Genomic DNA, 15,077 nt, shown 5'->3' with positions numbered 1-15,077 from the left:
TAAAGAGAGGGTACAACAGTGAAGTTTGTGCATTTACAATGTCAAACCGTTTTTAGTTTATTAAAAAGTGCTTGTAAAATTGATGAGCTTGTAGTCAGGGCGAAAGAACTCGGTTTTTCATCGCTGGCTATTACGGATGAAAATGTTATGTATGGCGTTATTCCGTTTTATAAAGCATGTAAGAAACATGGTATACAGCCCGTTATTGGATTAACCGCTTCTATTTTTAGTGAAGAAGAAGAAAGGTCTTATCCGCTTGTATTACTTGCTGAGAATGAAATAGGCTACCAAAATTTATTAAAGATTTCTAGCAGTATTATGACAAAGTCCAAAGAAGGTATTCCTAAGAAGTGGCTTGCGCATTATGCGAAAGGATTAATTGCAATTTCACCAGGTAAAGATGGCGAAATTGAGCAATTATTACTAGAAGACAATGAGAGTCAGGCTGAAGAAGTAGCTCGCACGTATCAAAATATGTTTGGCCATTTTTATATGAGTTTGCAGCATCATGCGATTCAAGATGAGTTGCTTTTACAAGAGAAACTACCTGAATTTATTAGTAGGGTTAATATTCCAGTCGTTGCAACAAACGATGTGCGCTATATCAATCAAAGTGACGCGCTTGTTCACGAATGTTTACTATCTGTTGAAAGTGGAACGAAAATGACTGATCCAGATAGGCCGAGGCTGAAAACAGATCAGTATTATTTAAAGTCATCGGATGAAATGGAAGCACTATTTTCCCATGCGCCGGAAGCAATCCAAAATACAATAAAAATTGCAGAGCGTTGCCAAGTAGAAATACCGTTCCATGTAAATCAACTTCCGAAGTTTCCTGTTCCGTCTAATGAAACGAGTGATATATACTTGCGTCGTGTTTGTGAAGAAGGTTTGCGGAAACGATATGGTGAACCGAAAGAAGTGCATATAAAGCGTTTGGATCATGAATTAAATGTTATTTCTCGTATGGGATTTAGTGATTATTTCCTCATCGTATGGGATTTTATGAAGTATGCACATGAAAATCATATTCTAACAGGACCAGGTCGTGGATCGGCAGCTGGTTCACTCGTTTCATACGTATTAGAAATTACAGATATTGATCCAATTGAATACGATCTATTATTTGAAAGGTTTTTAAATCCTGAACGTGTGACGCTTCCCGATATTGATATTGATTTTCCAGACGTAAGACGTGATGAGATGATTCGCTATGTGAAAGATAAATACGGTCAGCTCCGTGTTGCGCAAATTGTAACGTTTGGTACGCTTGCAGCAAAAGCGGCAATTAGAGACATTGCCCGCGTAATGGGGCTTCCGCCGCGAGATATTGATATATTTTCAAAACTTATTCCATCAAAGCTTGGTATAACGTTAAAAGATGCATATGAAGAATCACAATCACTTCGTGAGTTTATACAAGGGAATCTTCTGCATGAGCGTGTATTTGAAATCGCAAAACGTGTAGAAGGTTTACCACGTCATACGTCTATTCATGCGGCTGGTGTTATTATGAGTCAAGAACCGCTAACAGGAAGTGTAGCAATTCAAGAAGGACATAACGATGTTTATGTTACGCAATATCCAGCCGATGCGCTAGAAGAACTTGGTTTACTTAAGATGGACTTTTTAGGATTACGTAATTTAACGTTACTTGAAAATATTATAAAATTTATCGCGAACAAAACAGGGAAAGAAATCGATATAAGAAACTTACCTCTTCAAGATGAAAAGACGTTCCAATTATTAGGGAGAGGGGATACAACAGGTGTATTCCAGCTTGAGTCGGGTGGTATGCGAAATGTACTTCGCGGGTTAAAACCGAATGAGTTTGAAGATATCGTAGCTGTTAACTCGTTATATAGACCAGGACCGATGGAACAGATACCGACTTTTATTGAATCGAAACATGGAAAAAGAAAAATTGAATATTTACATCCGGATTTAAAGCCAATTTTAGAAAGAACATACGGCGTCATTGTATACCAAGAACAAATTATGCAAATTGCATCGAAGTTAGCTGGTTTTTCGCTCGGAGAAGCAGATTTACTGCGCCGTGCGGTGAGTAAAAAAAATCGTGATATTTTAGATCAGGAACGTAAGCATTTCGTCCAAGGATGTTTGCGAAATGGTTATGATGAGACATCCGCAGAGAAAATTTATGATTTAATTGTAAGATTTGCGAATTACGGTTTTAACCGAAGTCACGCTGTAGCTTACAGTATGATCGGATATCAGCTTGCCTATTTGAAAGCGAATTATACGCTGGAATTTATGACGGCATTATTATCAAGCGCAATTGGAAATGAAGATAAGATTGTACAGTATATACGAGAAACGAAGCGGAAAGGTTTTCACGTTTTGCCACCGTCTCTTCAGAGGAGTGGCTACAACTTCCAAATAGAAGGGAATGCGATACGTTACAGTTTACTTTCGATCCGAAATATTGGAATGGCTACAGTGACGGCATTATTAGAAGAACGAGAGGAAAAAATGTTCGAAGATTTATTTGAATTTTGTCTTCGTATGCCGTCAAAGTTCGTAACGGAGCGTAATTTAGAAGCTTTCGTCTGGTCGGGATGTTTTGACGATTTTGGTGTTTCGAGAACGAATTTATGGAAAAGTATTAAAGGGGCGTTAGAGTACGCGAATCTCGCACGTGATTTAGGAGATGCTGTTCCAAAATCAAAATATGTACAAGGAGAAGAGTTATCTTTTATTGAACAACTAAATAAAGAGAAGGAAGCGCTTGGCTTTTATTTATCAAGTTATCCGACAGCGCAATATGTGAAGTTAGCAAAAGAATTAGAAATTCCATCTCTCGCTCAGGCGATGCGACACAAGAAAAAAGTACAAAGAGCTATTGTGTATATAACAAGTGTGAGAGTGATTCGTACGAAAAAGTTTCAAAAGATGGCATTTATTACATTCTGTGATCAAAATGATGAAATGGAAGCGGTCCTCTTCCCGGAAACGTATATACATTTCTCGGATAAGTTGCAAGAAGGAGCAATTGTTTTAGTTGACGGTACGATTGAGCTAAGAAATCATAAGCTGCAATGGATTGTAAATGGACTATATCCGCTAGAGGAAATGGATGTTTATGAAGAAAAGAAAGACGCATCTGTTTACGTGAAATTGCCGTCTCAGTATGAGAAAAAGCTTTTAAATCAGGTTACGAAAATATTGTTCGACTATTCAGGTTTTGCGAAAGTACTAATTTATTATGAAAAGGAACATAAAATGGTACAATTATCTCAGAGTTTATCGATTCATCCAAGTGAAGAATGTTTAGGAGCACTTCGTGAAATTGTCGGGGAAGAAAATGTAGTTGTGAAAATATAATGGACAATTTCCCTACACTTCGATTATTATAGTAGTAGTGTTCGTGGTCAGACCACTTGGAGAAATTGATATCAGCAAGAATAATTTGAGGAGAGTGGATAGTTTGTCAACACTTCGTGAAGAAGCACTTCACATGCATAAAGTGCATCAAGGAAAATTAGAAACTGTATCAAAAGTAAAAGTAGAAAATGCAAAAGATTTAAGTCTTGCATATTCTCCAGGGGTTGCAGAACCTTGTAAAGAAATTTATGACGATAAAAGTAAGGTATATGAATATACGATGAAGGGAAATATGGTAGCAGTTGTGACAGATGGAACAGCTGTACTTGGTCTTGGTAACATTGGACCTGAAGCATCTCTTCCAGTAATGGAAGGTAAAGCTGTATTATTCAAGAGCTTTGCTGGTGTAGATGCATTCCCAATTGCCTTAAATACAAACGATGTAGATAAAATTGTTGAAACTGTAAAATTAATGGAGCCAACTTTTGGCGGCGTTAACTTAGAAGATATCGCAGCACCAAACTGCTTCATTATTGAAGAGCGTTTGAAAAAAGAAACAAATATTCCTATCTTCCATGATGATCAACACGGAACAGCTATTGTAACAGTAGCAGGTCTTGTAAACGCACTGAAATTAGTTGGAAAGAAAATGTCTGACATTAAAGTTGTCGCAAATGGCGCAGGTGCAGCAGGTATTGCAATTATTAAACTTTTATATCGCTATGGTGTACGCGACATTATTATGTGTGACCGTAAAGGCGCAATCTATGATGGTCGTCCTACAGGTATGAATCCGGTGAAGGATGAAGTTGCAAAATATACAAATAAGAATCGTATAGAAGGTTCTTTAGCTGATGTTGTACAAGGTGCGGACGTATTCATTGGTGTATCTGCAGAAGGTGCATTAACAGAAGAGATGGTTCGTACAATGAATGACGATGCGATTATTTTTGCAATGGCGAATCCAGTTCCAGAAATTATGCCAGAATTGGCAAAAGCAGCGGGCGCAGCTGTTGTTGGAACAGGTCGTTCTGACTTCCCGAACCAAGTAAATAATGTACTGGCGTTCCCTGGTATTTTCCGCGGTGCACTTGACGTACATGCGACACAAATTAACGAAGAAATGAAGATGGCAGCTGTACAGGCTATTGCTGAGCTTGTAGCAGAAGATGAGTTAAATGCAGACTATATCATTCCGGCACCATTTGACGCGCGTGTAGCGCCTCAAGTAGCGGCTTACGTTGCAAAAGCAGCAATGGAGACAGGAGTAGCTCGCCGTCAAGTAGATCCAAATGAGATCGCTGAAAAAACAAAACAATTAGCGCTGATTGGTAAAGAATAAGCGAGGAATTTCCATTGACATCATCAAATACAAAAGTATATCTCGAAATTGTAAAAAAAATCCGTTCCATTATGGAAGAGGATGGTTTGGTGGCGGGGGATCGTTTGCCGTCTGAGCGTGAGTTAAGTTCACGCTTAAACGTAGGACGTTCCTCTGTAAGAGAAGCATTGCGTGCTTTAGAACTGGTAGGATTGATTGAAACGAGACGTGGTGAAGGGACGTTTATTCGAAACTTTTATGATAACGGTCTTGTACAATTAATTGCCCCGTTCTTATTGCAAGATGAGAAAACAATTCGTGATTTATTACAAACGAAACGATTACTTGAGAAAGATATGATTCGAATTGTATGTAATTTACCGAAAGAAACGTTTTCTAAAGTACTAAGTAGATTACACCAAGTACTTGAAGGAAATGAAAGCTCAGTCCCAACGCTTCATCAAACGTTCTTTAAAACACTTATTGAACAAGTCGATAATTATTTACTATATCGCATTTGGATGATCGTAAATGATTACGTAGCAACTCTTTCTTGTAAAGTTTCAAGAGATTCTATCGATATGTATAGAAAGCTTTATGCTACTTTGGAAGAAAAACAAGAAAATGATGCACTAAAAATTTACGATGAATTAGTAGAGAATATACAGTTTCACTCGTAATGTATAAAATTTGTCGAAATGACCATGACACGTTATGACAAACATTCTACCGCTTAGCGGTTAAAGTTAAACGTAAAGAGTGAGGTTATTAGACAGATTGAGAAGATAAGGCTAACATCAAACTTTGGTGTTAGCCCCATTTTCTTCTTACGCTAACCTTAGCTCTCAACGAAGGGGGTCAAATTGTGCTAAGAGATTTATTCGTGAAAAAGAAAAAGTACGCTGCAATACCTTCAGAACAAGTACGAAAAGATGTACCAGATGGCGTTATGACAAAATGTCCGGAATGTAAAAAAATCATGTATACGAAAGAACTTCTAAAAAATTTAAAAGTATGTGTGAATTGTGGATATCATCATCCTATGAATGCATGGGAACGTCTTGATAGTATATTGGACGAAGGGTCATTCCGTGAGTATGACAAAGAAATGGTTTCATTAAATCCACTCGAGTTTCCAGGTTATGAAGAGAAACTAGAGAGCGATCGTAAGAAGACTGAATTGAACGAAGCGGTTGTAACTGGTGAAGGAACAATTGATGACATGCTTGTTGTTGTTGCAGTAATGGATTCTCGTTTTCGAATGGGGAGCATGGGCTCTGTAGTAGGAGAAAAAATCGCCCGTGCGGTTGAAAAGGCGTACGACTTACAAGTTCCATTTATTATCTTTACTGCTTCGGGTGGTGCCCGTATGCAAGAAGGTATATTAAGTTTAATGCAAATGGCAAAAACAAGCGTAGCTTTGAAAAAGCATAGTAATGCAGGAGGATTATTTATTTCTGTTATGACTCACCCAACGACGGGCGGGGTTTCAGCGAGTTTCGCTTCACTTGGTGATTATAATCTTGCAGAACCAGGTGCACTTATCGGATTTGCTGGTAGACGTGTAATTGAACAAACGGTGCGTGAGAAACTACCAGAAGATTTCCAAACGGCAGAATTCTTACTAGATCATGGTCAATTAGATGCGGTGGTGCATCGTGATGATATGAGAGAATCACTTCGCAAGATTTTAGAAGTTCATCAAGGAGGGGAAATGGCTGTATGGCAGAGCTAGAATTTGAAAAACCAGTTGTTGAGCTAAGAAATAAGATTCGTGAACTGAAAGACTATACGAAAAACAGCCAGATGGACTTCAGTGAGGAGATTCGTATTTTGGAAGAAAAGCTAGAAAATTTAGAGGAAGATATATACGGCAATCTGAAAGTATGGGACCGTGTTCAAATTGCTCGTCATGCTGAACGACCGACAACGCTCGATTATATTGAGCACTTATTTACTGATTTTTTCGAATGTCATGGAGATCGTCTATTTGGCGATGATGCAGCGATTGTCGGCGGCATTGCGAAATATAAAGGGATGCCTGTAACTGTAATTGGGCATCAGCGCGGAAAAGATACGAAAGAAAATATTCGCCGTAACTTTGGAATGCCTCATCCAGAAGGATATCGAAAAGCATTACGTTTAATGAAGCAGGCGGAAAAGTTCAATCGTCCTATTATTTGTTTTATTGATACGAAAGGAGCTTATCCTGGTAAAGCTGCTGAAGAACGTGGTCAAAGTGAAGCTATCGCCCGCAATTTATTTGAAATGGCAGGTTTAACGGTACCTGTTATTTGTATCGTTATCGGCGAAGGTGGTAGTGGTGGTGCGCTAGGCCTTGGAGTTGGAGATTACATTCATATGCTAGAAAATTCCACTTATTCTGTTATTACACCAGAGGGTGCAGCGGCAATTCTTTGGAAAGATTCAGGAAAAGCAAAGGAAGCTGCAGAGGCAATGAAAATTACAGCAGCAGATTTGAAAGAATTAGGTGTAATTGACGAAATTATTCCAGAAGCAAGAGGCGGAGCTCACCGTAATATTTTGAAACAGTCAGAAAATATAGACTTAATGATTCGAAAAACTTTTGAACAATTAAACGGAATTTCGAAAGATGAATTAATCGAAAAACGTTATGAAAAATATATGAAAATTGGGCAAGTTTCGTTTTCAAACGCTTCCATTTGGATAAAATAAGAAAAGCGTGCGTTCCACTTCGCGAATGCACGTTTTTATTATGAAAAGACACATCTTCTCCATTGTATTTTTATATTTTTTCGTGTTATTTTATTATAAGGCAAATAATCTTTATGAGGTGAGTACAAATGAAACGTATTGGTGTATTAACAAGTGGTGGAGATTCACCTGGTATGAATGCTGCCATTCGTGCAGTTGTTCGTAAAGCGATTTTCCATGATATTGAAGTATATGGTATTTACCATGGATACGCTGGATTAATTTCTGGTCACATTGAAAAATTAGAACTTGGTTCTGTTGGCGATATTATCCACCGCGGTGGTACAAAATTATATACAGCAAGATGTCCTGAGTTTAAAGATCCAGAAGTACGACTAAAAGGTATCGAGCAATTAAAGAAACACGGTATCGAAGGACTTGTTGTTATTGGTGGAGATGGTTCTTACCAAGGCGCTAAAAAATTAACTGAACAAGGATTCCCATGTGTTGGTGTACCAGGTACAATCGACAATGATATCCCTGGAACAGACTTCACAATTGGTTTCGATACAGCTTTAAACACTGTTATTGATGCAATTGATAAAATTCGTGACACAGCTACATCTCATGAACGTACATATGTTATCGAAGTAATGGGACGTCACGCTGGTGATATCGCATTATGGGCTGGTTTAGCTGATGGTGCGGAAACAATCTTAATTCCAGAAGAAGAGTATGACATGGATGATGTTATCGCTCGTCTGAAGCGTGGTAGTGAACGTGGTAAAAAACACAGTATTATCGTTGTAGCTGAAGGTGTTGGAAGTGCAATTGACATCGGTAAGCACATTGAAGAAGCGACAAACTTTGATACTCGTGTAACTGTATTAGGTCACGTACAACGTGGTGGATCACCAAGTGCACAAGACCGTGTATTAGCAAGTCGTCTTGGCGCAAGAGCAGTTGAATTGTTAATTGCTGGTAAAGGCGGACGTTGTGTAGGTATTCAAGATAACAAACTTGTTGATCATGACATTATCGAAGCGTTAGCTCAAAAGCATACAATCGATAAAGATATGTATCAATTATCTAAAGAATTATCCATCTAATCGGCGTAATGTCAGATATTTGGGAACGGTTTCATAATTTTCGGAGGTGCAATATGCGTAAAACTAAAATTGTATGTACTATAGGTCCTGCTAGTGAAAGTATTGAAAAATTAGAGCAATTAATAGAAGCAGGTATGAACGTTGCTCGTTTAAACTTCTCTCATGGTAGCCATGAAGAGCACGGAGCTCGTATTAAAAACATTCGTGAAGCTTCAAAGAAAACTGGTAAAACAGTTGGTATCTTACTTGATACAAAAGGTCCAGAAATCCGTACTCACGACTTCGTAGACGGACAAGCTGAGCTTGTAACAGGTGCAGAAGTAGTTCTTTCTACTGAGCAAGTATTAGGTACTGCAGAGAAGTTCTCTGTATCTTATGCTGGTCTTTATGACGATGTAGACCCAGGTTCTCGTATTCTAATCGATGACGGTCTTATCGAACTAGAAGTAATCGAAAAAGCTGATGGAAACATCCGTACAAAAGTTCTTAACAGCGGAACTGTAAAAAATAAAAAAGGTGTTAACGTACCAAACGTAAGCATTAAGCTTCCTGGTATCACTGAAAAAGACGTAAAAGATATCATCTTCGGTATCGAGCAAAAAGTTGATTTCATTGCAGCTTCATTCGTACGTAAAGCGTCTGACGTATTAGAAATCCGTGAATTATTAGAAGAGCATAACGCTCAATATATCCAAATCGTACCAAAAATCGAAAACCAAGAAGGTATCGACAACATCGATTCAATCTTAGAAGTTTCTGACGGTTTAATGGTAGCTCGTGGTGACATGGGTGTAGAAATTCCACCAGAAGAAGTACCGTTAGTACAAAAACGTCTAATTAAAAAATGTAACGTGTTAGGTAAACCAGTTATTACTGCAACACAAATGTTAGATTCTATGCAACGTAACCCACGTCCAACTCGTGCGGAAGCAAGTGACGTAGCTAATGCAATCTTCGATGGTACAGATGCAATCATGCTTTCAGGTGAAACAGCTGCTGGACAATACCCAGTAGAAGCAGTAACAATGATGGCTAACATTGCGGTACGTGTTGAAAAATCATTACAATATGAAGATATGTTCAAAAAACGTATTAAAGAGTTCACTCCAACAATTACAGATGCAATTAGTCAATCTGTTGCACATACAGCACTTGCTCTTGATGTAGCTGCAATCGTAGCTCCAACAGAAAGTGGATATACTGCGAAAATGATCTCTAAATACCGTCCAAAATCTCCAATCGTAGCTGTAACATCTGACGAGCAAGTAGGACGTCGTCTTGCGCTTGTTTGGGGTGTACAAGCATTTATGGCTGAGAAGCGCGCAGCTTCAACTGACGAAATGTTAGATACAGCAATTCAAACAGGTATGGATGCAGGCCTAATCGGACTTGGAGATACTGTAGTGATTACTGCTGGTGTTCCAGTTGCTGAAACTGGTACAACAAACTTAATGAAAATCCACGTTGTTGGTGAAGAAATTGCTAAAGGACAAGGAATCGGTCGTAAAGCTGCAAAAGGTAAAGTAGTTGTAGCAAAAACAGCTGCTGAAGCTGTAGCGAACGTAAACGAAGGTGATATCCTTGTTACAACAAGCACTGATAAAGATATGATTCCTGCAATCGAAAAAGCTGCAGCTTTAGTTGTAGAAGAAGGTGGCTTAACAAGCCATGCAGCTGTTGTAGGTGTATCAATCGGTATTCCTGTTATCGTTGGTGTAAACGGCGTAACAGCAACTTTAAAAAATGGCCAAGAAGTAACAGTTGATGCAGCACGCGGAATTGTTTATAATGGACATGCGGAAGTGCTATAAGTAATACGGAGAGAAGGATCGGAGTCCTTCTCTTTTTTTTTACACAAAAACGAGATAAAATTAGCTTAAAGCGCCTAGAATTGCTTTTAAAAGCTGTTTGTTATGGGTTTTAATATGAAAGGGTATCTATATTTCATATGATGTATATAGGCATTGTGAGGGCGTTAAAAGTGAGATGTGAGAGAGGTGTAGAACTATGAAGTGGTTACTATTCTTGTTTATTTTAATACCGGCGATTGAGATTACGGTCTTAATTGGATCAAGTCATGTAATAGGTTTATGGTCTACGTTCGCTATGATTGTATTTACAGGTGTTGTAGGTGTGTATTTGGCGAAAAGACAAGGGTTTAAAGTGCTTGGAGAGATTCAATCTAAGTTGAATAGAGGGGAAATGCCAGGTGAGGCGGTACTAGATGGTATTTTTGTATTTGTAGGAGGTATTCTCTTAGTGCTTCCTGGGTATGTGACAGATATGCTAGGGTTTATCTGCGTGATCCCTATTACGAGAGCTTTATTGAAGCCGCTTGTTATGAAGTGGATGGAATGGAAATTTAGAAAGAATTCTACTATTATTATTCAGAAATAGCACTTAGATTGTAGAAATCTAAGTGCTATTTTTTTGTCTTGTAAAAGGAGAGGAACTTGCTGATTGAAGCTTTGTTTTACCGCGCTATTTGTGGGGTGGAATTTCTATCTCAAAGCTGGGCTGCTCGTAAGTGTCTGATGTGGGGCGAATGATGAGTGGGGATGAACAAAACGTTCGCTTATTATATTTGCTATATAATTTTCGTTTGAACTCTTGTGTGTACTTCGATTAAACTTGTGATTTTTTAGTGCTATTAATTTAGATGAATAAGATGGAGGGAAACACTGCTAAATTAAAGTTTTGTTTTCTTATATAGAGGAACGATTGGTGTAAAAAATTCATATAAAAAGGCGGAGATTGTTAGTTGAAGTCTTATTTTATGCTATTTTGTATATTTATTCATTTACATAAAAAGTAATAAATGTAAATGATAATTATAAAATAAATAGAATAAATATGTAAAAACACCACGGAATATGCGTTTTTCATGCAAAAAAACAAGAGAATTATCTTTTTTGAGTGCAATTCTCTTGTTTTATGTAATAAGTATGAAAAATAAGTACAAGGAATAATCAGTGGGAATTTCCCACTGATTACATGTAAGTTTTTTGTTGTGTATGAATTAGAAACTATTATTTTGAAGGTGAACCTTTAATATATTTCCACAAGTCATGGAAGACATTAGCTTTGTGTAATGTATTAAGTAGTACTAAGGTGACTGGGCCGATGATTAATCCTAAAAAGCCAAAAAGTTTAAAGCCGACAAATAGAGCGACGAGTGTTGCTAATGGATCGAGACCGATGTTAGATGAAAGTACTTTCGGCTCCATAATTTGTCTTTGGACAATCACGACGATGTATAAAATGAGAAGACCAATGGCGAATGCGGTATCGCCAGTGAAAAATACGTATATAACCCATGGAACAAAGACTGCGCCTGTTCCTAAATATGGTAGTAAATCTACAACCCCTGTAATAATCGCGATAGTAATGGCGTATGGTACGCGTAATATTAAAAGCCCGATTAGTACAATGACAGTTGTCATAGATACGAGTGTAAGTTGTGCTTTCACAAAACCAAACAAAGCTTTTCTTAAGTCGACAAAAATAGTTTTTCCATAGCCATGTACACGATTCGGTAGCAATTTTCTTGCTTTCTGAGCAAGACGGTGCCAATCGTAACTAATGAAGAAAGTGGCTAATAAAATGAATACAAGGACAGTTAAAGTTGTTGGCAGTGCACTAATGAAATTCGTTAACCCGCTTATAATGGCGGTTAAAAGTTCTTTCATTTGTGTTGTCGCTTCTGTTCCTAAGTTTTGAATGTTTTGTGTAATTGTATAGCGCTGTGGTTCTCCAAGATGATTAAATTTAGAGATTAAATCATCGTAGAGAGGCATAATATGATTAAGTGCAAATTGCTGAGCGAATGTAACGATATCTGGAAACTTTACTGTAACAAGTTGTAGTAAGTATGTTGTGGCAGATATTGCTTCAGTCACAAGATATGTAACAAGTCCAACGATAGCTCCAAATACGAGAATTAAGCTAACGAGTACTGCTAGTGCGCGAGGAAATTGTAGTTTTTGATTAAGGAAATTGACGACAGGATTAATCAAATAAGCAAATGCAAAAGCGATAATAAAAGGATAGATAAGCCCTGACATGTATAGTAATACATAGAACCCAGCTACCGTTGCTACAATGACAAATATGAGTCGCAATATCATATATAGTAAGTTTCGGTTCAAAGATGTATACCTCCCATTCCAATTTGGATTATCCTAATTCGTTCAACTTATAACGAGTGTGCCCCACTGATTAAAGTTTCACTTTATGTTATAGTGGAATGATGGATTTTTCCTGCTTTTTCAGTATGTGAGTGACTGTGAAAGCTTGGTGTTGATGCTTCTACTATATGGTAAAAACTTCATTTTCTCTTCTTTTTATTTTACCTGTTTCTAATTAGAAAAGAAAGAAGAGACGTCTGTTTTTTAAAATGTATACACGCTTAAATTTTTATGGTGAAAGTCTCAATTTATCATTTTAAAATACATAAAAAATGAAGTGATTCATGTTGAATAGGCATCGATATATCATGTATAACGATAGGTTTAAAGGTATTTTTGTTTGGAAATGAGTTCATTATTTTCAGAAAGGAAGTGCAAACATGATTAGTCAGTCAACGTTATTTTTATTCATACTACTTATTATAGGACTTATTGCGAAAAACCAATCGCTTACTGTGGCTATTGGTGTGTTATTTTTATTGAAGTTTACGTTTTTAGGAGATAAGGTCTTTCCTTACTTACAAACGAAAGGAATTAACCTAGGTGTAACGGTCATTACAATAGCGGTGCTCGTACCGATTGCGACGGGGGAAATAGGTTTTAAACAACTTGGAGAAGCGGCAAAATCTTATTATGCGTGGATTGCTTTAGCTTCAGGTGTAGCGGTCGCTTTGTTAGCGAAAGGCGGCGTACAATTGTTGACAACGGATCCCCACATTACAACTGCGCTTGTTTTTGGGACAATTATAGCGGTTGCGCTATTTAATGGGGTTGCTGTTGGTCCGTTAATTGGGGCTGGAATTGCCTATGCGGTTATGAGTATTATACAAATGTTTAAATAAGGAATTTTATAGTAATATAAAATTTTTGAATTCTTTCTGTTCACAAAAGTCAGATAATTGTTTATAATAGGATTAGAAACTTTGAAAAGTTACATAACAGCAGAGACTTTACACCAGATAAAATAAAAACAACATAAAACAATTTTATAATGATATTGTTTTATGTTGTTTTTATCATAAAACTCTTCGGAATTAATTTTCCTCACTAACTTGTTGTTTTGAGCGTGAGGATTCGGGGAGACATTCACGCTCATGCTTTCCATGTAAACGATGGACAATAAGAGGGGAACATCGCAACAAATTTGCATGATCGTGCATTTTGCTTGCCTAAAGAGTGAACGGGCGTTCATAATTCAAAAGGGGAGCAAATAGATATAAGGAGCAAGGTTGGGAGAATTTTCAGGAAAAGGAGAGAATGTCATGACTGTTATTCGAGGTTTAGAAGGGGTAGTAGCAACAACATCATCTGTGAGCTCTATTATTGATGATACATTAACTTATGTTGGGTATAATATTGATGATTTAGCTGAGAATGCTACGTTTGAAGAAGTAGTGTACTTATTATGGCACCGCAAGCTTCCTAATGAAAAAGAACTAGCAGAATTTAATGAAATTGTATCAGAATACTATAAAGTTCCAGGTGAGATTTTAACATATTTGAAACAAGTAGATTTAAAAATTGCACATCCGATGTCTGTTTTACGAACTGCAATTTCCATGCTATCATTATACGATGAGAGCGCTGAAATTATGGACGAAAAGTCCAATTATTTGAAAGCGGTTAAATTACAGGCGCAAGTAGGAACTTTAGTTGCTGCTTACGCGAGAATCCGTAAAGGTTTAGATATTGTTGAGCCAAGAAAGGATTTATCATTAGCTGCAAACTTCTTGTACATGTTAAATGATCGCGAGCCAAATGAAGTTGAAATTGAAGCTTTTGATAAGGCGCTTGTACTTCATGCAGATCATGAGTTAAACGCTTCTACATTTACTGCACGTGTTTGCGTAGCTACACTTTCAGATGTATATTCTGGTATTACAGCAGCAATCGGTGCATTAAAAGGTCCTCTTCACGGTGGGGCAAATGAAAATGTAATGAAGATGTTAACTGAGATTGGTGAAGAAGAAAATGTAGAGTCATATATTCATAATGCTCTTCAAAATAAAGTGAAAATCATGGGCTTTGGCCACCGTGTGTATGAGCAGGGTGATCCACGTGCAAAACACTTACGTGAAATGTCTAAGAGATTATGCGTGCTTTTAGGAGAAGAGAAATGGTATAATATGTCTATCAAAATTGAAGACATTGTAACAAAAGAAAAAGGTCTTCCACCAAATGTTGATTTCTATTCAGCTTCTGTATACCATTGTTTAGGAATTGACCATGACTTATTTACACCTATTTTTGCAATTAGCCGTATGTCAGGCTGGTTAGCTCATATTCTAGAACAATATGAAAACAACCGTTTAATTCGTCCGCGTGCTGATTATAATGGACCAACGCATCAAGTGTATGTTCCAATTGCACAACGATAAGCGAATAACACTATTTTGATAGTGAAAATACGCTTTCAAAAGTCTGATTTTTTCGGAAAGA

General features: G+C 37.4%; 11 protein-coding genes. 10 read left to right on the top strand and 1 reads right to left on the bottom strand.

What is annotated here, in order from left to right; genetic code table 11:
- Positions 1 to 18: 18 nt before the first annotated feature.
- The 8 genes from dnaE to DN401_RS06425 all read left to right on the top strand — a co-directional run bounded on the left by dnaE (position 19) and on the right by DN401_RS06425 (position 10,848).
- Positions 19 to 3,345 carry a DNA polymerase III subunit alpha gene (gene dnaE / locus DN401_RS06460; protein WP_000673726.1) on the top strand — a complete coding sequence of 1,109 codons (3,327 nt, stop codon included), beginning with the start codon at positions 19 to 21 and terminating at the stop codon, positions 3,343 to 3,345.
- A gap of 133 nt (positions 3,346 to 3,478) precedes the next feature.
- Positions 3,479 to 4,687, top strand: a complete 1,209-nt coding sequence (gene ystJ / locus DN401_RS06455; protein WP_161508111.1) for an NADP-dependent malic enzyme — start codon at positions 3,479 to 3,481, stop codon at positions 4,685 to 4,687.
- Between the two features lie 14 nt (positions 4,688 to 4,701).
- A complete protein-coding gene (locus DN401_RS06450; RefSeq protein ID WP_000204448.1) occupies positions 4,702 to 5,346 on the top strand; it encodes a FadR/GntR family transcriptional regulator in 645 nt (214 codons plus the stop codon).
- A gap of 185 nt (positions 5,347 to 5,531) precedes the next feature.
- A complete protein-coding gene (gene accD / locus DN401_RS06445) occupies positions 5,532 to 6,401 on the top strand; it encodes an acetyl-CoA carboxylase, carboxyltransferase subunit beta (protein ID WP_000942856.1) in 870 nt (289 codons plus the stop codon).
- Positions 6,389 to 7,363, top strand: coding sequence for an acetyl-CoA carboxylase carboxyl transferase subunit alpha (gene accA / locus DN401_RS06440; RefSeq protein ID WP_000818810.1), 975 nt, complete (start codon positions 6,389 to 6,391; stop codon positions 7,361 to 7,363). The genes accD and accA overlap by 13 nt, the downstream gene beginning before the upstream one ends.
- Positions 7,364 to 7,491: 128 nt before the next feature.
- Positions 7,492 to 8,451, top strand: coding sequence for a 6-phosphofructokinase (pfkA, locus tag DN401_RS06435; protein ID WP_000821157.1), 960 nt, complete (start codon positions 7,492 to 7,494; stop codon positions 8,449 to 8,451).
- Between the two features lie 53 nt (positions 8,452 to 8,504).
- Positions 8,505 to 10,262: a pyruvate kinase gene (gene pyk, locus DN401_RS06430; RefSeq protein WP_001232673.1), complete on the top strand. Its 1,758-nt coding sequence runs from the start codon at positions 8,505 to 8,507 to the stop codon at positions 10,260 to 10,262.
- A gap of 196 nt (positions 10,263 to 10,458) precedes the next feature.
- On the top strand, positions 10,459 to 10,848 hold the full coding sequence (locus DN401_RS06425) for an FxsA family protein (protein ID WP_000871628.1): 390 nt from the start codon (positions 10,459 to 10,461) through the stop codon (positions 10,846 to 10,848).
- Positions 10,849 to 11,480: 632 nt separating this feature from the next.
- Here the strand turns inward: DN401_RS06425 and ytvI are convergent.
- A complete protein-coding gene (gene ytvI, locus DN401_RS06420) occupies positions 11,481 to 12,599 on the bottom strand; it encodes a sporulation integral membrane protein YtvI (RefSeq protein WP_001081388.1) in 1,119 nt (372 codons plus the stop codon).
- Between the two features lie 419 nt (positions 12,600 to 13,018).
- On the opposite strand from ytvI, the gene DN401_RS06415 reads away from it, so the two are divergent.
- Positions 13,019 to 13,480, top strand: coding sequence for a DUF441 domain-containing protein (locus tag DN401_RS06415; protein WP_000625507.1), 462 nt, complete (start codon positions 13,019 to 13,021; stop codon positions 13,478 to 13,480).
- 387 nt (positions 13,481 to 13,867) lie between these two features.
- Positions 13,868 to 15,016 (top strand): citrate synthase, encoded by a 1,149-nt coding sequence (gene citZ / locus DN401_RS06405; protein ID WP_000503652.1) that lies wholly within the window; start codon positions 13,868 to 13,870, stop codon positions 15,014 to 15,016.
- Positions 15,017 to 15,077 lie beyond the last annotated feature (61 nt).

The sequence above is a fragment of the Bacillus sp. BF2-3 genome (assembly GCF_008368795.1).
GTDB lineage: Bacteria > Bacillota > Bacilli > Bacillales > Bacillaceae_G > Bacillus_A > Bacillus_A cereus.
Note: the sequence above shows the minus strand (reverse complement) of the source record. Positions and strands in the feature narration are given on the sequence as shown.